Origin of the sequence: Azotobacter vinelandii CA, assembly GCF_000380335.1 — a bacterium.
In the GTDB taxonomy this organism is placed as follows: Bacteria; Pseudomonadota; Gammaproteobacteria; order Pseudomonadales; family Pseudomonadaceae; genus Azotobacter; species Azotobacter vinelandii.
On the sequence record NC_021149.1, the window covers coordinates 4,731,423 to 4,753,466 of the forward strand.

19 protein-coding genes and 1 pseudogene are annotated in these 22,044 nt (G+C 67.7%); 9 read left to right on the top strand and 11 right to left on the bottom strand.

Annotation, left to right across the window (positions count from 1 at the left end):
- Positions 1-135: 135 nt before the first annotated feature.
- A complete protein-coding gene (gene hpaI / locus AVCA_RS21255) occupies positions 136-933 on the bottom strand; it encodes a 4-hydroxy-2-oxoheptanedioate aldolase (RefSeq protein ID WP_012703127.1) in 798 nt (265 codons plus the stop codon).
- 145 nt (positions 934-1,078) lie between these two features.
- Here hpaI and AVCA_RS21260 point away from each other — a divergent pair, with 145 nt between their 5' ends.
- The 3 genes from AVCA_RS21260 to AVCA_RS21270 all read left to right on the top strand — a co-directional run bounded on the left by AVCA_RS21260 (position 1,079) and on the right by AVCA_RS21270 (position 2,349).
- Positions 1,079-1,531, top strand: coding sequence for a GNAT family N-acetyltransferase (locus tag AVCA_RS21260; RefSeq protein ID WP_012703128.1), 453 nt, complete (start codon positions 1,079-1,081; stop codon positions 1,529-1,531).
- Between the two features lie 234 nt (positions 1,532-1,765).
- Positions 1,766-1,972: a type II toxin-antitoxin system VapB family antitoxin gene (locus AVCA_RS21265; RefSeq protein WP_012703130.1), complete on the top strand. Its 207-nt coding sequence runs from the start codon at positions 1,766-1,768 to the stop codon at positions 1,970-1,972.
- Positions 1,969-2,349, top strand: coding sequence for a type II toxin-antitoxin system VapC family toxin (locus tag AVCA_RS21270; protein ID WP_012703131.1), 381 nt, complete (start codon positions 1,969-1,971; stop codon positions 2,347-2,349). The genes AVCA_RS21265 and AVCA_RS21270 overlap by 4 nt, the downstream gene beginning before the upstream one ends.
- Before the next feature lie 392 nt (positions 2,350-2,741).
- Here the strand turns inward: AVCA_RS21270 and trpE are convergent, their stop codons facing one another.
- From trpE to AVCA_RS21295, 5 genes and pseudogenes are all read right to left on the bottom strand, one after another.
- Positions 2,742-4,220, bottom strand: a complete 1,479-nt coding sequence (trpE, locus tag AVCA_RS21275; protein ID WP_012703132.1) for an anthranilate synthase component I — start codon at positions 4,218-4,220, stop codon at positions 2,742-2,744.
- Positions 4,221-4,291: 71 nt separating this feature from the next.
- Positions 4,292-5,060, bottom strand: a pseudogene (locus AVCA_RS21280) (phosphoglycolate phosphatase).
- Positions 5,061-5,104: 44 nt separating this feature from the next.
- A complete protein-coding gene (gene rpe / locus AVCA_RS21285; RefSeq protein ID WP_012703134.1) occupies positions 5,105-5,779 on the bottom strand; it encodes a ribulose-phosphate 3-epimerase in 675 nt (224 codons plus the stop codon).
- 97 nt (positions 5,780-5,876) lie between these two features.
- Entirely contained in the window at positions 5,877-7,157 is a 1,281-nt protein-coding gene (gabT, locus tag AVCA_RS21290) for a 4-aminobutyrate--2-oxoglutarate transaminase (protein ID WP_012703135.1), read from the bottom strand.
- Positions 7,158-7,309: 152 nt separating this feature from the next.
- The gene (locus AVCA_RS21295; protein ID WP_012703136.1) at positions 7,310-8,203 is read right to left on the bottom strand and encodes a LysR family transcriptional regulator; all 894 of its coding nucleotides are present in this window, start codon (positions 8,201-8,203) and stop codon (positions 7,310-7,312) included.
- Positions 8,204-8,350: 147 nt separating this feature from the next.
- On the opposite strand from AVCA_RS21295, the gene AVCA_RS21300 reads away from it, so the two are divergent.
- From AVCA_RS21300 to AVCA_RS21315, 4 genes are all read left to right on the top strand, one after another.
- Positions 8,351-8,800 (top strand): Rossmann-fold NAD(P)-binding domain-containing protein, encoded by a 450-nt coding sequence (locus tag AVCA_RS21300; RefSeq protein ID WP_012703137.1) that lies wholly within the window; start codon positions 8,351-8,353, stop codon positions 8,798-8,800.
- 136 nt (positions 8,801-8,936) lie between these two features.
- The gene (aroE, locus tag AVCA_RS21305) at positions 8,937-9,752 is read left to right on the top strand and encodes a shikimate dehydrogenase (protein WP_012703138.1); all 816 of its coding nucleotides are present in this window, start codon (positions 8,937-8,939) and stop codon (positions 9,750-9,752) included.
- 41 nt (positions 9,753-9,793) lie between these two features.
- The gene (locus tag AVCA_RS21310) at positions 9,794-11,212 is read left to right on the top strand and encodes an MFS transporter (protein ID WP_012703139.1); all 1,419 of its coding nucleotides are present in this window, start codon (positions 9,794-9,796) and stop codon (positions 11,210-11,212) included.
- A 54-nt stretch (positions 11,213-11,266) separates the two neighbouring features.
- Positions 11,267-11,758, top strand: a complete 492-nt coding sequence (locus AVCA_RS21315; RefSeq protein WP_012703140.1) for a GlcG/HbpS family heme-binding protein — start codon at positions 11,267-11,269, stop codon at positions 11,756-11,758.
- A 1,180-nt stretch (positions 11,759-12,938) separates the two neighbouring features.
- Here AVCA_RS21315 and AVCA_RS21320 read toward each other — a convergent pair.
- The 5 genes from AVCA_RS21320 to AVCA_RS21340 form a co-directional block, all read right to left on the bottom strand.
- Positions 12,939-14,261, bottom strand: coding sequence for an MFS transporter (locus AVCA_RS21320; protein WP_012703142.1), 1,323 nt, complete (start codon positions 14,259-14,261; stop codon positions 12,939-12,941).
- A gap of 45 nt (positions 14,262-14,306) precedes the next feature.
- Positions 14,307-15,080, bottom strand: coding sequence for an SDR family NAD(P)-dependent oxidoreductase (locus AVCA_RS21325; protein ID WP_012703143.1), 774 nt, complete (start codon positions 15,078-15,080; stop codon positions 14,307-14,309).
- A 342-nt stretch (positions 15,081-15,422) separates the two neighbouring features.
- Positions 15,423-16,184, bottom strand: a complete 762-nt coding sequence (locus AVCA_RS21330; protein WP_012703145.1) for a DnaJ domain-containing protein — start codon at positions 16,182-16,184, stop codon at positions 15,423-15,425.
- Position 16,185: 1 nt separating this feature from the next.
- Entirely contained in the window at positions 16,186-16,854 is a 669-nt protein-coding gene (gene murU / locus AVCA_RS21335) for an N-acetylmuramate alpha-1-phosphate uridylyltransferase MurU (protein ID WP_012703146.1), read from the bottom strand.
- Positions 16,851-17,873: an aminoglycoside phosphotransferase family protein gene (locus AVCA_RS21340; protein WP_012703147.1), complete on the bottom strand. Its 1,023-nt coding sequence runs from the start codon at positions 17,871-17,873 to the stop codon at positions 16,851-16,853. The genes murU and AVCA_RS21340 overlap by 4 nt, the downstream gene beginning before the upstream one ends.
- A gap of 136 nt (positions 17,874-18,009) precedes the next feature.
- On the opposite strand from AVCA_RS21340, the gene AVCA_RS21345 reads away from it, so the two are divergent.
- Together AVCA_RS21345 and AVCA_RS21350 are read left to right on the top strand one after the other, a co-directional pair.
- Positions 18,010-20,769, top strand: a complete 2,760-nt coding sequence (locus AVCA_RS21345) for an LPS-assembly protein LptD (protein ID WP_012703148.1) — start codon at positions 18,010-18,012, stop codon at positions 20,767-20,769.
- A complete protein-coding gene (locus AVCA_RS21350; RefSeq protein ID WP_012703149.1) occupies positions 20,744-22,042 on the top strand; it encodes a peptidylprolyl isomerase in 1,299 nt (432 codons plus the stop codon). The genes AVCA_RS21345 and AVCA_RS21350 overlap by 26 nt, the downstream gene beginning before the upstream one ends.
- Positions 22,043-22,044: the final 2 nt, after the last annotated feature.

The following is a 22,044-nucleotide window of genomic DNA, read 5'->3' on the forward strand; positions in this document are numbered from 1 at the left end:
TATCTGCCGCGCCCCCACAGGGACGGACCTGTCCTGGCGCGGCGCGTCGTTCGTTCGTTCGGAACGACCAGACTTCTCTGCGCGCGCCCAACCTGTGCAAAGCGCGGCCGCGTGGAGCGGCGCCGCCAGTCCGGATCAGTAGCCACCGCCTCCGGCGCTCTCCACGACGGCGCCCTTGAAGCGTCCGACCAGGGCCTTCATGGAACGCATCAGCAGGCTGGAGTCGACCCCCACGGCGACGAAGGCGCAACCCAGCTCCAGGTAGCGGCGCGCGGCGCCCTCGTCGGTGGAGAGGATGCCGGCGGCCTTGCCGGCGCGACGGATGCGGGCGATGCCGTCCTCGATGGCCGCCACCACCTCCGGATGAGCGGGCTCGCCGCGCCGGCCCATGGAGGCGGACAGATCCGCCGGACCGATGAAGACCCCGTCCACCCCCTCGACCGCGGCGATGGCATCGAGATTCTCCAGGCCCCTGACGCTCTCCACCTGCACCAGCAGGCACATCTGCGCGTCGGCCTCGTCCAGGTAGTCGGGGATGCTGTTCCAGCGCGAGGCGCGGGCCAGGGCCGCGCCGACCCCGCGAATGCCATGCGGCGGGTAGTGCATGGCGGCGACCAGCCCCCGCGCCTGCTCGGCGGTCTCCACCATGGGCACCAGCAGGGTCTGCGCGCCGATATCGAGCAACTGCTTGATCAGCACCGGATCGCCGACCGGCGGGCGGACCACCGCCTGGCAGGCGTAGGGCGCCACCGCCTGCAACTGGCCGAGCAGCGAGCGCAGATCGTTGGGCGCGTGCTCACCGTCGAGCAGCAGCCAGTCGAAGCCGGCATTGGCCGCCAGCTCCGCGCAATAAGGGTCGGCCAGGCCGACCCAGACGCCGATCTGCGCCTCCCGGGCCAGGCGTTGCTTGAAGGTGTTGACGGGCATCTGCATGGTTCGCTCCTTGGCAGGCGAAGGGAAGGAAGGCCGGAGCCGGGATAGGCGCTATCATGCCGGCCTGCCGGTAATGAGCCCGTACGTTAAGCCGGGCGCCGTCCCGGGAGAAGCCCGTCACCCCGAGATCTGCGGAGAAACGACCATGGAAATCCGTCCCGCCAGCGCCGCCGACATTCCGGCGCTGTGCCACCTGCTCGACCAGTTGTTCGCCCAGGAAGCCGAATTCACGCCCGACCGCGAGGCGCAGCAGCGCGGCCTGGCGGCGATCATCGAAGACCCGCGGGTCGGCGAGATCCTGCTCGCCGAGGAGGACGGACGGCCCCTCGGCATGGTCAACCTGCTCTACACGATTTCCACCGCGCTGGGCACGCCGGTGGCGCTGCTCGAAGACATGGTGGTGGATGCCACGGCCCGCGGCCGTGGCCTCGGCACCCAACTGCTGGAAGCGGCCGCCGCCACCGCGCGGCGGCGCGGCTGCCGGCGCATCACCCTGCTGACCGACGCCGACAACCTCGACGCCCAGCGCTTCTACGCCCGCCAGGGCTTCGCCCGCTCGCCGATGATCCCCCTGCGCCTGGCGCTCGATCCGCAATGACAGCGTCCACCCCACAGTCCATAGGCCCATAGGCCGCCCCGGCGCCGCCGGATCAGGCCCTGCCCTGCCCGGCCAGGGCCACGGCGCGGAACATGGCGCGGCGCTTGTTCAGGGCATGGCGACGGGCTCCACCCGCCATACTTCCGATCGACATGCCAGGCAGACCAAAACACACCTTTCGAGATGCGCAAGAGCGACGTAGCATTGCATCAAAATCGATGCCGGAGTTTCCCGATGCGCACCACCGTCACTATCGATGACGCGCTCTATGAAAAGGCTCTCGAAATGGCCGATCCGGGCATGGACAAGGCGGACATCTTCCGCGAGGCCATGAAGACCTTCGTGCGGGTTCAAGCCGCCAGACGCCTCGCGGCGCTGGGAGGAACCACGCCGAACGTCCGGAACGTGCCTCGCCGTCGGGAGAGAGCCGAGCCGCAATGAAAGTGCTGGTCGACACATCGGTGTGGATCGACCACTTTCGCAATGGCAACGCCGCGCTGGTCGAACTGCTCGGCTCGGACGACGCCCTGACCCACCCCATGGTCATCGCCGAAATCGCCTGTGGTACACCGCCGGCTCCACGCGCCCAGACACTGGATAACCTGGGGCTGTTGCAATCCTGCAGACAGGCGACCCTGCAGGAAGTCATGACGTTCATCGAGCGGGAAAAACTCTATGGCCTGGGGTGCGGGCTGGTGGATATAGCTCTGCTGGCATCGACGCTCATCACGCCGGGGACACTGCTATGGACGCTGGACAAGCGCCTGGCAAGCCTGGCTCGGCGTTTCGATGTCGCCTATCGCCCGATGAGGCACTAGCGCGCCTGGAAATCGTGGTTCCCCTCCAGGGCCCGACCAATCACCTCCCGGCCTCCGGCTCGCGCGCAAATCGCACGCCATGAGGTGTGGAATGCAATCGAAAACATTCCCAAACTGGTCGGACTGGTCGGACTGGTCGGATAACCTGGCTCCTGCATATCGCCGCCGGGCGCCCGGATGTGCGCCGGGGCATGCTGTCGTTGAAAGCCTTTTCGGTTTCCAGGGGCCGTGAAATCTTTCCGCGGCGAGCCTGAAGGCATGGCGGCGGGCTACGCCCGCCCTATGATCGGTACTTCCACAACCCACAGCCGGGTAGGGTGGATGGCCGAAGCCATCCACCATGGTGGACAAGCCTACGGCGTTGTCCACCCTACAACCCCAGCGGCTCCGCCTCAGGTCCCGCCCTGCTCGGCCAGGGCCACGGCGCGGAACATGGCGCGGCGCTTGTTCAGGGTTTCCTCCCACTCCAGCGCCGGCACCGAATCGGCGACGATGCCGGCGCCGGCCTGGACGTGCAGTTCGCCGTCCTTGATCACCGCGGTGCGGATGGCGATCGCGGTATCCATGTTGCCGTTCCACGCCAGGTAGCCGACGGCGCCGCCGTAGACGCCGCGCTTGACCGGCTCCAGTTCGTCGATGATCTCCATGGCGCGGACCTTGGGCGCGCCGGAGAGGGTGCCGGCCGGCAGGATGGCGCGCAGCGCGTCCATCGCCGTCAGCCCCTGGCGCAGATGGCCGGTGACGTTGGAGACGATGTGCATGACGTTGGAATAGCGCTCGATGACCATCTTCTCGGTGAGCTTCACCGAGCCGGTATCGGCGACCCGGCCGACGTCGTTGCGGCCGAGGTCGATCAGCATCAGGTGCTCGGCCAGCTCCTTGGCGTCGGAGAGCAGGTCGCGCTCCAGCGCCAGGTCGGCCTCCTCGCTGGCGCCGCGCGGGCGGGTGCCGGCGATCGGGCGCACCGTGACCAGACCGTCCTCGACGCGCACCAGCACCTCCGGCGAGCTGCCGACCACGTGGAAGTCGCCAAAGTCGAAGAAGTACATGTAGGGGGTCGGGTTGAAGCAGCGCAGCGCCCGGTACAGGTCGATGGGCGCGGCGGCGAAGGGGATCGACATGCGCTGGGAGATCACCACCTGCATGCAGTCGCCGGCGAGGATGTAGTCCTTGATGCGCGCCACCGTCCGCTCGAAGTCCTCGCGGCCGAAGCTGGAGCGGAACGCAGGCTCCGCGCCAGCCGGCGCGCCGAGATCGATGCCCTGGCGCGGCGCCAGCGGCTGGCGCAGTTCCTCCGATAGCGCGCGCAGGTGCGCCCGGCCCCGCTCGAAGGCGTCCGCCTCGGCCGGGTCGGCGAGGACGATCAGGTGCATCTTGCCGGCCAGGTTGTCGAACACCACCACGGCGTCGGAAACCATCAGCAGGATGTCCGGGGTGCCCAGGGGGTCCGGGTTCGGGCAACGGGCGAGCTTCTTCTCCACGTAGCGCACGCTGTCGTAACCGAAGTAGCCGACCAGGCCGCCGTTGAAGCGCGGCAGTCCCGGCAGGTCCGGCACCCGGTAGCGCGCCTTGAACTGCTCGACGAAGGCCAGCGGGTCTTCGCAGTCGTGGCGCTCCACCTCCTCGCCGTCCACGCTCACCGTCACCCGCTGGCCATGGATGCGCAGCACGGTGCGCGCCGGCAGGCCGATGATCGAGTAGCGGCCCCATTTCTCGCCGCCCTGCACCGATTCGAGCAGGTAGGAATTGGGCGCGTCGGAGAGTTTCAGGTAGATCGACAGCGGGGTGTCGAAGTCGGCGAGGGTTTCGCAGGCGAGCGGAATGCGGTTGTAGCCTTTGGCGGCCAGGCGCAGGAATTCTTCGCGGATCATGAATCGGCCTCGTGGCGGGCGGGAATTACGGGAAAGGGGCAAACGCGCCGGCGAACCGGCAGGAGCTGTCGTCAGGCGCGCCAGCGCCAGCGGGCCAGGGCCTTGATGACCTTCATCCAGAGTTTGCAGGAGACCACCACGATCGCGTTTCTCTCGGAGGCGGAACGAACGATTAGCCTGGTCACACTAGCGCAGCCCCGGTGTCGGATCAACCAGCGCGGACAGCGCGTCGAGCACCAGCGCCGGCCCCTCCTCGGCGATCGGCCGGCCGTGGTTATAGCCGTAGGACAGCGCCACGCAGGCGACGCCCGCCGCCCGGGCGGCGAGCACGTCGTTGCGCGAGTCGCCGACGAACAGTGCTTCTTCCGCCAGCACGCCGGCCTGCGCCATCACCCAGAACAGCGCCGCCGGATCGGGCTTCTGCTGCGGCAGGGTGTCGCCGCCGACGATCCAGCGGAAGTAGCCGTCCAGCCCCTTGTCGGCCAGCAGCTCGGGCAAAAAGCGCGACGGCTTGTTGGTGATCAGGGCGAGGGCCACCTCGCGCTCGCGCAGCCAGTCGAGGGTTTCCGGCACGCCGGGATAGACGCGGGTCAGCCCGTGGCTGTCGGCGTAGGCGTCCATGAACAGCGCCAGCGCCGCCTCGGCCTCGGCGGCGTCCACGCCCTGGTGGTCGAGGTCGCCGGCCAGGGCGCGGCGCACCAGCACCCGCGCGCCGTTGCCGACCCACAGGCGCACCCGTTCCACACCGGCCGGCGCCCGGCCGAGCCGGACGAGCATGCGGTCGACCGCCGCCGCCAGGTCCGGCACCGAGTCCACCAGGGTGCCGTCGAGGTCGAACATCGCCAGTTTCGGCAGGCGCCCGTCGAACAGCGCGTGCAGGGGCGTCACGGGCGCACCCTCGCCAGTTCGGCGCGCATGGCGTCGATCACCGCCTTGTAGTCGGGCTGGCCGAAGATCGCCGAGCCGGCGACGAAGGTGTCGGCGCCGGCGGCGGCGATCTCGCCGATGTTCTTCACGTTGACCCCGCCGTCGATCTCCAGGCGGATGTCCCGGCCGCTGGCGTCGATCAGCGCGCGCGCCTCGCGCAGCTTGTCGAGGGTGCCGGGGATGAACTTCTGACCGCCGAAGCCGGGGTTGACGCTCATCAGCAGCAGCATGTCGAGCTTGTCCATCACGTACTTCAGGCAGTCCAGCGGGGTCGCCGGGTTGAACACCAGGCCGGCCCTGGCGCCGCCGTCCCTGATCAGTTGCAGCGAGCGGTCGATGTGCTCGGAGGCTTCCGGGTGGAAGGTGATGTAGCTGGCGCCGGCCTCCAGGAAGTCACCGATGATGCGGTCGACCGGCTTGACCATCAGGTGCACGTCGATGGGCGCCTGGATGCCGTACTTGCGCAGCGCCGTGCAGACCATCGGGCCGATGGTCAGGTTGGGCACGTAGTGGTTGTCCATCACGTCGAAGTGGACGATATCGGCGCCGGCGGCGAGGACCCTGTCCACTTCCTCGCCCAGGCGGGCGAAGTCGGCGGACAGGATCGACGGGGCGATGGCGAAAGGCTGCATGGGTGACCTCGAAGCGGCTCGCGGCAAAGGCGTGCAGTTTCCCGCTTCATCGCCGGGGCGGCAAGCGCGGCGCCCCGCCCCGGCATGCCAAGGCGGCTCAGGCCAGTTCGTCGAAGCACTCGGCGAGAATCGCCAGGCCGCGTTCGAGCAGTTCGTCCGGGACGGTCAGGGGCATCAGGAAACGCAGCACGTTGCCGTAGGCGCCGCAGGACAGCAGGATCAGCCCCTTGTCCCGCGCCCGGACGACGAGTTGTCCGGTCAGCGCGGTGGCCGGCTTGTGCGGATCGCCGCCCTCGCACAGCTCCATGGCGACCATGGCGCCGAGACCGCGTACCTCGACGATCGACGGATGACGCCCCTGGATCGCCCGCAGCCCTTCGCTCAGCCGCGCGCCGATGTCCCGGGCGCGCTCCAGCAGGCGCTCTTCCTCGAACACCTCCAGCACCGCCAGGGCCGCGGCACAGGCCAGCGGGCTGCCGGCATAGGTGCCGCCGAGCCCGCCGGGAGCGATGGCGTCCATGGGCTCGGCCCGGCCGCACACGCCGGCCAGCGGAAAACCGCCGGCGATGGACTTGGCGAAGGCGGTGAGGTCGGCGGCCACGCCCATCTGCTCCATGGCGAAGAAGGTGCCGGTGCGTCCGGCGCCGGTCTGTACCTCGTCGGCGATCAGGAGGATGCCGTGGCGGTCGCAGATCGCCCGCAGGCCGCGCATGAACTCCGGCGGGGCGACATTGAAGCCACCCTCACCCTGCACCGGCTCGACCAGGATCGCGGCGATATCGCGCGGCTCGGCGTCGTTCTTGAACACCCGCTCGACGCTGGCCAGCGCCTCGGCCACGTCGATGCCGTGCAATGCGCTGGGGTAGCGGGCGCGGAACACGCCGCCGGGCAGAAGGCCCATGCCGGCGGCGTAGGGCACCTTCTTGCCGGTCAGCGCCAGGGTCATCAGGGTGCGCCCGTGATAGGCGCTGGTGAAGGCGATCACCCCGGTCCGCCCGGTGGCGGCGCGGGCGATTTTCACGGCGTTCTCCACCGCCTCCGAGCCGGTGCTGACCAGCAGGGTCTTCTTGGCGAAGTCGCCCGGCACGCGCGCGTTGAGCTTTTCGCAGAGCTCGACGTAGGGCTCGTAGGCCAGCACCTGGAAGCAGGTGTGCGACAGCTTGTGCAATTGCCGCTGCACCGCCTCGACGACCTTCGGGTGCAGGTGGCCGGTGTTGAGCACGGCGATGCCGCCGGCGAAGTCGATGTACTCGCGCCCCTCCACGTCGACCACGCTGCAGTTGCGCGCATGCTCGGCGAAGATCGGGTGGATCTGCCCGACGCCGCGCGGCACCGCGGCGATCCGGCGTTGCATCAGGGATTCGTTGGTCCTGCTCATGGAGTCCTCTCTGGCCGCGCGGCGGCGCTTCGCTCAAGGAGGATCGGGGCGCCGGCGACAAGGCGCGGGCGTCCCGATCGGCCTTCCTCCATCACTCTAACGCAGCAGCGCCCCGGCCGCCCGCTCGCGAGCGGCGGCGACGCTCGCGCGCCTCACTCGGGGGGATCGGGAAAAAGCTCCTGCAGCAGCCCGAACAGGGTGTTCTTGAGCGGCGTGTCCAGCTCCGTCCAGGCCAGGCCGAGCGCCGCCCGGTGGCCGCCGAGTTCGAGCGGCCTGGCCACGACGTTCGGCGGCAGCGCCTGCGCCGCCTCGGAAGGCAGCAGTCCCAGCCCGAGGCCGGCCGAGACCAGCGCCAGCATGGTCGAGAACTCGCCGAGTTCGGAGGCGACCTGCAGGGCCACGCCGTGCCGCTCCAGCGCCGCGACGAGTTCGCTGTAGAAGCCGGGCGCGTAGCGCCGCGCCAGAAGAAACAGCGGGGCCCGCGCCAGGTCGGCCGGGCACAGCGAGACGCGCCCTGCCAGCGGATGATCCGCCGGCAGAGCGACGACGAAGGACTCGTGCAGAACGACCCGTGTCCTGATGCCCGCGCCGCCGGGAACGGGCAGGCGGACCAGGCCGAAGTCGAGCTGGCCGTCGCGCAGCGCGGCCAGTTGGTCGGGCGTGGGCAGGTCCTTGAGTTCCGGCTCGATCCGGGGAAAGCGGGCATGCAGGGCGCGGATCAGCGTCGGCAGCAGGTTGGGCAGCACCGAGGAAACGAAGGCGATCCGTATCCGGCCGATCTCCCCCCGGCCCGAGGCCCTGGCGATATCCATCGCCCGGGCCGACTGGTGCAGCGCCGCGCGGGCTTCCGGGAGAAAGATGCGGCCCACCTCGCTGAGCGCGACGGAGTGCCGGTCCCGTTCGAACAGCTTCGCACCCAGCTCCTCCTCCAGCGCCTTGATCTGCATGCTGAGCGCCGGCTGCACGATCGACAGGCGCTGCGCCGCACGGCCGAAGTGAAGCTCCTCCGCGAGCACGACGAAGGCGCGCAAATGCTTGAGTTCCATGGGTATTCCCCTTATCGACGAAGCACCCGCCAATCCTGATCACAATTCTTGATAACAGCATCAGCAATGATAATTGGACGCTTCCTGAAAGCTGCGTTGAAGTAGCGCACAAAGCATAAAAATCCGCCAGTGAGCCGGGAATCGCCAATGATAAATCCTGTTGATCGTTTTCGTCTCGACGACCGCCGGACGCCGATGGTCGGCGCTTGCCGGGGAATCGCTTTCGAACTGGCGCACGGCCTGGAGCGGGCGGCCGCGGCGATGCTGCTCGACGAACGGCGGGGCGAACCGGCGCGCCCGTCGCCCGCCTCCTACGCCATCAGCGAGGGCGCGCCACACATGCCGACCCGGGGCCTGCGCGCGAACCGGGCCAGGTACGGCATCCAGGCCGACCGCCTGGCCCTCGGCTATTTCCAGACGAAACCCAACCGTGCCCCGGTCGACGACCGGGAGTTCCCCGCCAGGCCATGCAGGCGCACACCGGCCGGCCGCGGGAGAGCGGTGGCGGAGCCCGCCGTGCTCCTCGCCTCGCCGGCCTCGGACTTCATCAACAGCCAGATGCTTCGCCTGGACGGCGGCCCGAGCGGCGGCGTCTAGCGGCACCCGGCGCCCCGTGGCCGGGAACGGCGCGCGGCGAACCGAACCGGACGGCCCCGGCGAAACGGTCGGCGAACGGAACCGACCGCGGGCTTCTCGTCCCCCCGACAACGTCCCACAACCCAAGGAAACCGACATGCCCAAATCCATTCCCACCCTGTGCGGCTCGATCATGGGCGAGCCCTTCTCGCTGGGCGAGAAGATCCACAACGCGGCCTATGCGGCGCTCGGACTCGACTACACCTTCGTATGCTTCGGCGTCGAGGACCCGCGCGCCGCCGTCCAGGCGATACGGACGCTGGGCGTGCGCGGGATGAACGTGTCCATGCCGTACAAATCGGCCGTGATGCCGTACCTCGACGCGATCGACGAATCGACCCGGGCGATCGGCGCGGTCAACACCATCGACAACCGGGACGGCGTGCTGACCGGCTACAACACGGACTACCTGGGCGCGGTGCGCGCCTTGCAGGAAGCGATCCGGCCGGCCGGCAAGCGCATCGCGGTCATCGGCGCCGGCGGAGCGGCGAAGGCGGTCGCCTATGGCTGCCGGCAGGCCGGCGCCCGAGTGGAAGTCTTCAATCGCAGCGCGGAACGCGGCAGGACGCTCGCCGAATCGCTGGAAGTCGGATTCGGCGGCAGCATCGACGACTTCGCGGCCGACGCCTTCGACGTCGTCATCAACGCGACCTCGGCCGGCTTCCGCCAGCCCGGGACGAATCCCCTGGACGGCCGGCTGGCCTCCCACCTGGTGGTGATGGATGTCGCCTTCATTCCGGTCGAGACGGCGCTGCTGCGCCAGGCGCGGCAGCTCGGCTGCACGACCGTCGCCGGCACCCGCATGCTCGTGCACCAGGCCTGCCGGCAGATCGAACTCTACACGGGTCAGGACGCGCCCATCGCGGTGATGGAACGCGCGATGCTGCAGGAGATCGAGCGCCTGCGCCTGTGACCCCCGCAAGAATCCCCGCCAAGGCACCTTGAGGAAACACCATGACGACGACAAATCCAACAATAGTCGATTCACTGCACGCCACCGAAGCGGCGGCACGACACGACGACGGCATCCAGGCGAAGGACCTGCGCCGCGCCGCCTGGGCCTGCTCCGTGGGCAGCGCCCTCGAATACTACGACTTCGCCCTGTACACCCTGGCGTCGGCGCTCATCTTCGGTCCGTTGTTCTTTCCCGAGCAGACGCCGGAAATGCGCCTGATCGCCAGTTTCGGAACCTACTTCCTGGGCTTCGCCGTGCGGCCGGTCGGCGGCATCCTGTTCGGCATGCTCGGCGACCGGCTCGGACGCAAGTTCGTGCTCTCCGCCACCGTCCTGCTGATGGGCGTGTCGAGCGCGCTGATCGGGGCCCTGCCGACCTTCCAGACGGCGGGCTATCTGGCGCCGGTGCTGCTCGTCGTCCTGCGCCTGCTGCAGGGGCTCGGCGCGGGCGCGGAACAGGCCGGCGCCGCGGTCATGATGACCGAGTACGCACCGCCGGGCCGGCGCGGTTTCTACGCGGCGCTGCCCTTCCTCGGCATCCAGATGGGCACGCTGCTCGCCGCCGCGGTGTACCTGCTGATGGTCAGCGACCCCGAACGCATCACGGAAAGCTGGCTGTGGCGACTGCCGTTCCTGCTCAGCGTCATCATCATCGGCGTCGGCCTCTACATGCGCCTGCGCCTGAAGGAGTCGCCGACCTTCGTCAGGATGCAGGAGCACAAACGCACCCTCGACAACCCGCTGAAAACCGTGCTCACCCACTCCAGGCGCACCCTGCTCATCGGCGTCGGCCTGCGCCTCGCGGAAAACGGCGGCTCGTCCATCTACCAGGCCCTGGCGGTGAGCTTCATCGTCGGCGTCATCGGCCTCGAAGGGCCGGTCGGGGTGATCACCCTGATCTGCGCGGCCGCCGTCGGCGCCTGCACCGTGCCGATCGCCGGCAAGCTGAGCGACAGGTTCGGGCGCGTCGCCGTCTACCGCGCCTTCGCGTTCCTGCAACTGGCGCTGGCCTTCCCGGTCTGGTGGGTGCTGAGCCAGGGCGAGGTCGTCGCCAGCGTGATCGCCATTTCCATCGCGCTCGGGATCGGTACCTGGGGCATGTTCGGCACCCAGGCCGCGCTCATGCCGGAACTGTTCGGCGCCGGCCATCGCTACATGGGGGTGTCCGTCGCCCGCGAGGCCTCCGCGGCCGTCGCCGGCGGCATCGCGCCCATGGTCGGCGCGGGAATCATCGCCGCGGTCGTCGCCCTGAACCCCGACGATCCGCAGGCGGCGACCGGCGCCTGGTTCCCCATCGCCTGCTACTTGGCGCTGCTGACCCTGACGACCATCTACACGACCTTCAAGACCCCGGAGACGCTCAACCGGGACCTGGACGACCCGCGCGACGCGGCACACGCCTCGCCGGCCGCGTTCTGAACCGACACGGGGGCCATGGCCCCCGTCACTGCCTTATTACCCGGAGGTTTCATCGTGAACGGCAAGACGACGCATACACCCTATCTACGCCAGGTCGGCAGCATCACCCTGCCGCTGGCCAGGCACGCCCTGCAGGCGGCGCTGGACAAGGCGGCCGAACTGTCGGTGCGAATCAGCGTCTCCGTGGTCGACGCGGCGGGCCATCTGATCCACCTGGCGCACATGGATGGCGCGACACTGCAGAGCCGCGACATCGCACTGAACAAGGCGCTGACGGCCGTCGGCTTCGGCTTCTCCACCAGTGCCTGGGAAGCGCGCCTGGAAAGCCGCTCGGCGGCGGTCCGCCAGGGCCTGCCGCTGCAGCCGCGCATGGCCCTGTTCGGTGGCGGGGAACCCTTCCTGCAGCAGGGCGCGACCCTGGGCGCCATCGGCGTCTCGGGGGCCTCCGAGCAGGAGGACGTGCTCTGCGCCATGGCCGCGGTGCACGCCGTGGCGAGCCTGCTGGACCAACCTTCGCAGCGGGCCGCCGGCGAAGACCGGGCGTGAAGACTCGATAGGTCGTACATGCTGTGAATGCGGCGGAAGACGGCGGTCCGCTGCGCGGCCGCCTTCCAGCGAAAGGTCCGATTCCGACGCGGCGCCGAGGTCCCTCGGGGCTCGCCAGCCTCCCCACCGAATGCGTACCGTATCGACGCCCACGCAGCGCCAAAGCGCTTCGGCGCTGCGCGGCGGGCGATCCGCGAAGTTGCCGATCGGCTCCAGGGCTCATCGCGCTCCGGCCATTCTGAACCCATCCTTTCCAGGGCTTCGGCTGAACGCCTCGGCCGCTTGCCGGTAAGGGTGGCAAGGGCGGCAAGGCGTGGATTCGTCTGCGACAGGTGGCGATCGAAGCCGAAGTATCGCGAACGAATTCGCTCCCCCAAGCGCTATCGACCGCGCGCCCTTGGTCCGCTGACCGGAGAGGCGTGCGACACCTTGAAAGAGCTGCCGCTCGGGGCCGAACCCATTACCTCCCCCTGCAGCTTCCCCGCCGTCGTGCGCCACGAACACGGGCACCCAGGCGGGACACGGCCCCCGGATACCAGGACACCGAAGCGGATCGAGACGACCGGCCGCCGAATCGCCGGCGCCCTATAGATATCGGCCGTGCGCGCGATCGGACATGCCCGGCATCGACGGCGCCCCGGATATCCTAGGCCCCGCGCGCTGGCGAGTACGCACCGTCCGCGCATCCGGCTAACGCCGCCGACCGCTGCGCCGCCATCAGGACCCGACGGGGGGGGTTGTCGGCCCGCCGGCAGCGCGACCGCTCACTGAGCCGCCTGCCGACGCGCCGAGGCCGTCGCCTGGAACTCGCGGCGCTCGATGGCTTCCAGCTCGCCGGCAATCGGGCCGATTCGACATCGCGCCGGCACCCGGCCTCCTGGCGACGGGAGAAACGGACACGCCGGAAACAATCGCACGGAAGGCGCTCGAGCAGGCCGAGCGGATCGTGGGCAGCGCTGACGCGCATCTGGCGTTCGTCGGGGACCGGCTCATCGCGGCCGATGGGGAAGCGGCCCCCTGGCCGGGCGATCGGGCGCGGATACAAGCCAGGAAAAGACGACGCCCGTATCTCACGATACGGGCGTCGTCCTCATCCGCTGCGCCGACTGCCAGGTTTTCACGCAGTCCGTCGAGCGGGATTTCCCGAGCTTTCCGGATAGCGGCCGAAACGCCTGCCGCCTTATGAACGCACCTTGACAATGGCCATCAGCACCGCCGACGACAGGACACAGACCGTCATGAATATATAGGCCGCCCCCGGATTGCCTGTCAGGCCGATGAGGTAACCGACTATCCACGACCCCAGAAACGCACCGAGCGCACCACAGGCGTTAATCAGCCCCATGGCTCCACCGAATACATTCGCCGGCAAAATTTCTGGAATCAGCGCGAAGAAGGGACCGTAGGGAGCATACATTGCCGCACCGGCGACGCTCAGCAGAATGAACGACATCCAGAAGTGGTCGGCACCGAGCAGATAGGAAAGCAAAAAGGCCAGCGCGCCGATACCCAATAGCGGCCAGACGAAGATCTTGCGCCGTTGCGACCGGTCCGAAGCCCACGACACCGCCAGCATCGTCATTACGGCAACCATGTACGGAACGGCGCTCAACCAACCCACCGTCACGATATCGATGGCCGCCGCCTGCTTGATGATCGATGGCAGCCACATGATGAAGCCGTACATGCCCACGCTCCAGAGTGCATGTACCAGACAGAGTCGGATGACCACAGGAGTCATGAAGGCCTGGCGGTAATTACGGATCACCGGCATGCTTTTCCGTTCATTCTCCAGAATGCCCGTCAGTCGTGCCTTCTCCTGATCGGTCAGCCAGTCGACCTGTGTCGGACGGTCACGTACCTGGCGCCACCAGATAAAGGCCCAGAGAATCGCCGGCGCGCCCTCGATCACGAACATTTCGCGCCAGCCCCAGGCATCGATCAGGTACCCGGAAACCACCGACATCCACAATACGGTGATCGGATTGCCCAGTAGCAGAAAAGTATTGGCGCGAGAACGCTCCTGCCGAGTGAACCAGTTACTGATGAGAATCAGCATCGCCGGCATGACCGACGCTTCGACGATTCCCAACAAAACCCGGATCACCATCAGCATGGGGATACTGGTGACCAACCCCGTGGCCACGGCGCACAGGCCCCATAGAATCAGGCTCCAGAATAGCAACTTACGCACGCTGTACTTCTGTGCATAAATGGCGCCTGGCACTTGAAAGAAAAAGTAGCCGAAAAAGAACAGCGAACCGATCAGTGAGGACATGCCATGCGTGATCCCCAGATCCTGTTCGATACCGGCGGCACTGGCGAAACCATAATTGGCCCGATCCAGATAGGCGAGACTGTAAGTGATGAAAATCAGCGGAATCAGATATAACCAACGCTTCGGCGCCAAGGATTCCGAACGGGGAGTTCGGACATTGCTGGCAAGGGGCGGATTTCTGTCGATATCGATGCCGCCGAGCATTGCCTCTTTGAAGTCGGCCATGTGAGTTTCCTTGTTTTTATAGATATGCCGTTCGTAGCGAAGTATTCAAACCACGCTGGTCAGACCGCCATCGACATAGAGCATCTGGCCGTTGACGAAATCGGAGGCGGACGAGGCGAGGAAAATCGCGGCGCCGCACAACTCCTCGACCTGGCCCCAACGGCCGGCCGGTGTGCGTTTGCATAACCAATCGGAGAATTCCCGGTCCTCCACCAAAGCGCGGTTGAGTTCCGTCTGGAAATACCCCGGAGCAAGACCATTGGTTTGAATGCCATAACGCGCCCAATCCGCGCACATGCCCCGCGTAAGCATGCGCACCGCACCTTTGCTGGCCGCATAAGGTGTGATCGAGGGGCGTGCCAGTTCGCTTTGCACCGAACCGATGTTGATGATCTTGCCGCGTTTGCGGCCGATCATATGACGGGCGACCGCCTGAGATACGTAGAAGACCGCATCGAGATTGGTCTGCATGAGTTCACGCCATTTTTCATGGGCGAACTCTTCCAATGGGGCACGATGCTGAATGCCGGCATTGTTGACCAATATATCGATGGGACCGAGGCGGTTTTCCACATCGTCGATCGCGGTTTCGGATTGTCGGTAATCGGTCACGTCGAAAACTACCGCTTCCGCCATGAGGCCTTCATCGCGAAGTTTCGCGCAGGCGGCATGAGTGCGCTCGTTATCGCGGCCATTGATAAGCACTTTTGCTCCGGCCCGTCCCAAACCGCGAGCCAGTTCGAAGCCGATACCGCGACAGGAACCCGTCAGAAGAGCCTGCCGGCCATCGAGACAAAACGGATTGATGCGAGTCGACATAAAAGTTCCCTATATTGCTATTGGAAGTTTCGTATTGCTCGCAGCAATTTCAGCGCAACCTTTCAGAAGTCGTCCAATTGTCATGCCTGATCTAATAATCAGAAACCTTGATCACAAAAATGATGGACAAAGGACGAATGCAACTAGCGGATATCGATGTCGATCCACGGAATCGATACTTCGGAACCGAACTTTTGTCCGGCCCGCCTTCCAGGCAGCGGGAACCCTTCCTGCACCGGCCTGCCGGGCTGCATCCGAGCGGGAGTACCTGCTCTGCGCCAGGGCCCGCAGTGCATGCCGCGGAAAGCCTGCCGGGCCGACGCCCGCGGTGACACGCGGGCGCTAACGGAATCCGTGGCGATCGCGGACCAGCCGATAGGCCTCGTGCAGCTCGCGGGTCCGCGCCGTGGCCGCGCGCAGCCGCGCCGGACTCGCCCCGGCGCGGCCCAGCTTGTCCGGGTGATGCCGGCTGAGCAGGCGCCGATAGGCGTGCTTGATGGCCGCCGGATCGCTGTCGGGGCGGATGCCGAGCAGGCGCAGGGCCCGCGGGTAGCCGTCGGCCTCGGACGGCGCCGGCAGCGGTGCGCAGTCGTGCCCGAGCGCCTCGACCTGGGCGTTGCTGCGCCCCAGCCAGCGTCCCCAGAGCAGCAGCAGTTCGCGCTCGGCCGGCCCCACCCGGCCGTCGGCCCAGGCCATCCGCCAGCACGCGCGCAACAGGTGCTCGACCCGTTCGGCCTGGCCACTCAGGCGCTGCAGCGAACGGCGCAGGCCGTCGATGCCGAGCATGCCGTGGGCGAAGATCCGGCTGGCGGCCTGCCGCGCCCGCGCATCCAGTCCGAGGGCGCCCATCTCGCGACAGGCCTGGCGCAGATGAGCCTCCTGCACAGGGCCCTCGCGCCGCGCCAGGCGGCCGAGCAGGTGGAACAGCAGTTCATGGTCGCCCTCCGCCGGACGCAGGCCCAGGCGCTCGACCAGTTGCCGCCAGGAGCGCAGTTTCAGACGGCGATCCAGCGCCAAGCCGAGCAAGACGCCCACCACGCCCCCGGGCAGACCGCTCACCAGCAGGCCGGCCAGGGCGCCCAGCGGGGCGAACGGCCGGACCATCTCAGCGGGGCTCCGCCAGCAGCCGCTCGACCTCGGCGAGCCGCTCGTGGGTGCCGACGTCCACCCAGCGCCCGCGGAAATGCTCGCCGCTGACCCGCCCCTCGGCCATCGCGGCGAGCAGCAGCGGCGCCAGCTTGAAAGCCCCCGGCCGGCAAGCGGCGAACAGCGCCGGATCGAGCACGGCGATGCCGCTGTAGGTCAGGCCGGGCCGTTCGCCGCGGGCGCCGACCCGGCCCTCTTCGAGGCGAAAGTCGCCTTCGGGATGGTGCGCCGGGTTGTCCACCAGCACCAGATGGGCCAACGCCACCGGGATGTCGCGCAGGCCGGCGAAGTCGTAGTCGGTCCAGATGTCGCCGTTGACCAGCAGGAAGGGTTCGTCGCCGAGCAGCGGCAGGGCACGCTGGATGCCGCCGCCGGTCTCCAGCGGCTCGCCCTCGGCCGACCAGGCGATGCGCACCCCGAAGCGCGCGCCGTCGCCCAGGCAGTCCTCGATCTGCGCGCCGAGCCAGGCGTGGTTGATCACCAGCTCGCGAAAGCCCGCGGCGGCCAGGGCGCGCACGTGGTACTCGATCAGCGGCACGCCGCCGGCGCGCACCAGCGGCTTGGGGGTGTGCAGGGTCAGCGGGCGCAGGCGCTCGCCCTTGCCGGCGGCCAGGATCATCGCCTTCATGCCGGCTGCTCCGCGGCTCGCGGCAGGGCGGCGAGCAGCGCGCCGAGTTCGGCCAGCTCCGGCCGCCGCGCCAGCACCGCCTCGATATAGCGGAAGAAGCGCGGCACGTCGGCGAGGTACCTGGGTTTGCCGTCGCGGTGACGGATGCGCGCGAAGATGCCGATCACCTTGAGGTGGCGCTGCACGCCCATCAGGTCGCTGGCGCGCAGGAAGTCCTCCAGCTCCGCCTGGACCGGGACGCCGGCCGCGCGGGCCAGGCTCCAGTAGCGCTCCAGCCAGGCGCGCACGCGCGCCTCGGGCCAACTGAGGAAGGCGTCCTTGAACAGGCAGGTGACGTCGTAGGTGACCGGGCCGTAAACCGCGTCCTGAAAATCCAGCACGCCGGGATTGGGCTCGCTCGACATCAGGTTGCGCGGCATGTAGTCGCGATGCACCAGCACCTTCGGCTGGGCCAGGGCGCTGTCCACCAGCAGGTCGCAGACGCGCTGCCAGACCGCCAGTTGCGCGCCCTCCAGCGCGATGCCGAGGTGGCGCTGCAGGTACCAGTCGGGGAACAGTTGCAGTTCGCGGCGCAGCAGGGCCTCGTCGTAGTCCGGCAGGCCGGCGTCCAGCGGCAGGCGCTGGAAGGCCAGCAGGGCCTGGAGCGCGCCCCCGAACAGCGCGTCGGCGTTGCGTTCGTCGATGACCTCCAGGTAGGTCTGCCGGCCGAGGTCGGTCAGCAGCAGGAAGCCCCGTTCGAGATCGGCGGCGAGCACTTCCGGCACGTGCACGCCGGCTGCGGCGAGCAGCCCGGCGACCTTGACGAACGGCCGGCAATCCTCCTGGGGCGGCGGCGCATCCATGGCGATCAGGCTGCGTTCGCCGTCCTGCCAGCGGAAATAGCGGCGGAAGCTGGCATCGCTGCTCGCCGGGGTCAGGCTCGCCGGCCCGGGCGTCCCCCAGCCGTACTCGGCGAACAGCGCCGGCAGGCAACGCTCCAGCCAGCGCTCGAGGTTTTCCAATCGACCATCCACAGACATCTACGACCCCCTACTCCCACGGACCTAGCCGTTGTCAGACGCATTGATTTATTATGGTCGATCTTACCCCAGCCTAGCGCAGGCTGTGCCGTACCGGCTGTTGGCGCACAGACAGGAAGCCCGGACATAAACTCAGATGGCCCTCACTCCTCCCCGCTCGTTGTTCCGCAGAAAGTTTCCTCTTCTGGTCACCGGTAGCCTGTTGGTTCTGGGCTCGGCTCGCCTGCTGGCCGCCGAGCAGTTCGACTGCCGGCCCTCCGCCGCGGGTGGCTGGGACTGCGCCCCCAAGGCCAGCGCCCAACCCCTGCCGCCGCGCCCGCACGAAGCCGCCAGCGCGGCGGCCGCTCCCGGCGCGCAGCCCGCCGGCAAGGAGAAGGCCGCGCCGACCCTGGTCACCGAGAGCGAAGGCTTCGCCCTGGCTTCGCGCAGCGCCGACTACAGCCACCTGGACTGGGTACCGAGGGAGAAGCTGAGCCCGGCGCAACTGGCCGAAATCAGTCCCTACTGCACCGGCACCTACGTCGAGCCGCCACGAGTGGGCATGGACGACAGCACGCCGATGCGCGACGCGCCGACCTACGTCTCCGCCCGCGCGTCGCGCTACGACCAGGAGAAGCAGATCGCCTCGATCGCCGGCGACGTGGTGCTGCGCCAGGGCAGCATGCAGGTGGAGGCCGACGAGGCGCGCCTGCACCAGCAGGAAAGCCGGGGCGAGGTGCTCGGCAACGTCAGGCTGCGCGACAAGGGCTTTTTGGTCGTCGGCGACCGCGCCGAGCTGCTGATGGAAAACGGCGAGGCGCAAGTGGAGAACGCCGAGTACGTCGTCCACAGCGCCCACGCTCGCGGCAGCGCGCTCAAGGCCAAGCGCGAGGAAACCTCGATCATCCGCCTCAAGGACGGTACCTACACCACCTGCGAGCCGGGCAGCAACACCTGGACCCTGAGCGGCAAGAACATCAAGCTGGACCCGGTCAGCGGCCGCGGCACTGCCACCCACGTGACGCTGCGGGTACACGACCTGCCGGTGTTCTACACCCCGTACATCCAGTTCCCGATCGACAACCGCCGCCAGTCCGGTTTCCTGACGCCGGGCTTCAGCAGTTCGGGCAGCAGCGGCCTCTCCCTGCAGGCGCCCTACTACTTCAACCTGGCGCCGAACTACGACGCCACGCTCTACCCGACCTACATGACCGACCGCGGCCTGCTGCTGGAAGGCGAGTTCCGCTACCTGACCAAGACCAGCGAAGGCCAGGTCGGCGCGGCCTACATCGACGACAAGGAAGACGAGCGCGAGCTGCAGTCGGACTACGAGGACCAGCGCTGGATGTACAGCTGGCAGCACATCGGCGGGCTGAACTCGCGCCTGATGGCCGAGGTCGACTTCACCGACATCAGCGACCCCTACTACTTCCAGGACCTGCGCACCGACCTGGGCATCAACCAGCCGGACTTCCTCAACCAGCGCGGCACCCTGAGCTGGCGCGGCGACACCTTCACCGCGCGCCTCAACGCGCACGCCTTCGAGCGCACCACGATCGCCGACCGCACGCCCTACGACATCCTGCCGCAGGTCAGCCTCGACGGCTTCCTGCCGTACCGCCCGTACGGCCTGTACTTCACCTACGGCACCGAGTACGCCAAGTTCGAGCGCGACCTGCGCACCGGCTTCTTCACCGACGAGGACGGCAACACGGACGAACGCTGGTACGACGAATACATTACCGGGCTGGATCGCGCCGAAGGCGACCGCACCCACCTGGAGCCGGGCGTCAGCCTGCCGCTGGAGTGGACCTGGGGCTACCTCAAGCCCTCGGTCAAGATCGCCCATACCCGCTACGACCTGGATCTGGACGCCCAGGGCAAGACCACACTCGGCGGCCAGCACTTCGACGACAGCCCGGACCGCACCGTGCCGCTCTACAGCCTGGAGGGCGGCCTCTACTTCGACCGCAACGTCAACTGGTTCGGCAAGGGCTTCCGGCAGACCCTGGAGCCGCGCATGTACTACCTCTACGTGCCGTACCGCGACCAGGAGGACATACCGGTATTCGATACCGGCGAGCACGTCTTCAGCTACGCCTCGCTGTGGCGCGACAACCGCTTCACCGGCAAGGACCGCATCGGCGACGCCAACCAGTTGTCGCTCGGCGTGACCAGCCGCTGGATCGAAGCCAACGGCTTCGAACGCCAGCGCATCAGCTTCGGCCAGACCTTCTACTTCCAGGATCGCCGGGTGCAGATGCCGCGCGTGGACTACGAGAAACGCGACGACTCCGAGTCCAAGGTCTCGCCCTACGCGCTGGAATATGTGTACCGCTTCAACCACGACTGGCGCCTGACCTCCGAGTTCAACTGGGACCCGGACGAGCACCATCCCCGCTCCAGCAACGTCATGTTCCATTACCAGCCGGCCGACAATCCGAACAAGATCGTCAACCTGGGCTATCGCTACCGCAACGACGTGATGCGCTACAACCAGTCCACCGGCACCTGGGACTACAGTACCGACTTCGGCAACTGCGACACCGACCCGGACTGCATCAAGGACTACTACAAGATCGACCAGCACGACTTCTCGACCATCTGGCCGCTCGCCCCGCACTGGAGCGCCATCGCCCGCTGGCAGTACGACTACAGCCGCGATCGCACCCTGGAAGCCTTCGGCGGCTTCGAGTACGACAGTTGTTGCTGGAAGCTGCGCCTGATCAGCCGCTACTGGATCGGCTACGACGAGAACGAACTCAACCCGGATCAGAACGACGACGCCGACAAGGGCCTCTTCCTGCAGGTGGTGTTCAAGGGCCTCGGCGGCGTGATGGGCAACAAGGTGGAGGCGTTCCTCGACCAAGGCATCGAAGGTTACCTCGAACGTGAACAGCAACAAAAAGCTCACTGAACGCCTGCGCTCGCTGCTGCTGGCGACCCTGCTGCTCGGCAGCGCGGCACAGGGCGAAGTACGCCCGCTGGACCGTATCGTCGCCATCATCGACAACGATGTGGTCATGCAGACCCAGCTCGACCGGCGCCTGCGCGAGGTCGAGCAGACCATCGCCAAGCGCGGCGCCCAGTTGCCGCCACGGGACCAACTCGTCTCCCAGGTGCTGGAGCGGCTGATCCTGGAAAGCATCCAGTTGCAGATGGGCTCGCGCGCCGGCATCCGCATCGGCGACGAGGAACTCGCCCAGGCGATGGCCACCATCGCCCAGCGCAACGGCCTGACCCTCGAACAGTTCCAGGCCGCCCTGGCCCGCGACGGCCTGTCCTTCGACGAGGCCCGCGAGCAGGTGCGCCGCGAGATGATCATCAGCCGCGTCCGCCAGCGCGTGGTGGCCGACCGCATCCAGATCAGCGATCACGAAGTGCAGAACTTCCTCGCCTCGGATCTCGGCAAGCTGCAGTTGTCGGAGGAGTTCCGCCTGGCCAACATCACCATTCCGCTGCCCGACGGCGCCCCGCCCGAGCAGATCCAGGCCGCCGAGCAGCAGGTGCTGGAGATCTACCGCCAACTGAGCGACGGCGCCGACTTCGCCCAACTGGCGATCACCCGCTCGGCCGGCGAAACCGCCCTGGAAGGCGGCGAGATCGGCTGGCGCAGGGCGGCCCAGTTGCCGCCGCCGTTCGACAACCTGGTCAGTCAGTTGCCGGTCGGCGGCGTCACCGAGCCGGTGCGTACGCCGGGCGGCTACATCATTATCAAGCTGCTGGAAAAGCGCGGCGGCAGCGCCCAGATCCGCGACGAGGTGCACGTTCGCCACATCCTGATCAAGCCGAGCGAAATCCGCACCGATATCGATGCCAGGCGCCTGATCGAACGCATCCACGAGCGCATTCTCAACGGCGAGGACTTCGCCGAACTGGCGAAGAGCTTCTCGGAAGACCCGGGATCGGCGCTGAACGGCGGCGATCTCAACTGGATCGACCCGAACGCCCTGGTGCCGGAATTCCGCGAGATGATGGCCAAGACGCCCGCCGGCGAGCTGTCGCCGCCGTTCAAGAGCCCGTTCGGCTGGCACGTGCTGGAAGTGCTCGGCCGGCGCGCCACCGACAGCAGTACCCAGGTCCGCGAACAGCAGGCGATGAACGTGCTGCGCAACCGCAAGTACGACGAGGAACTGCAGTCCTGGCTGCGCCAGATCCGCGACGAGGCTTACGTGGAAACCAAGCTGTGAGC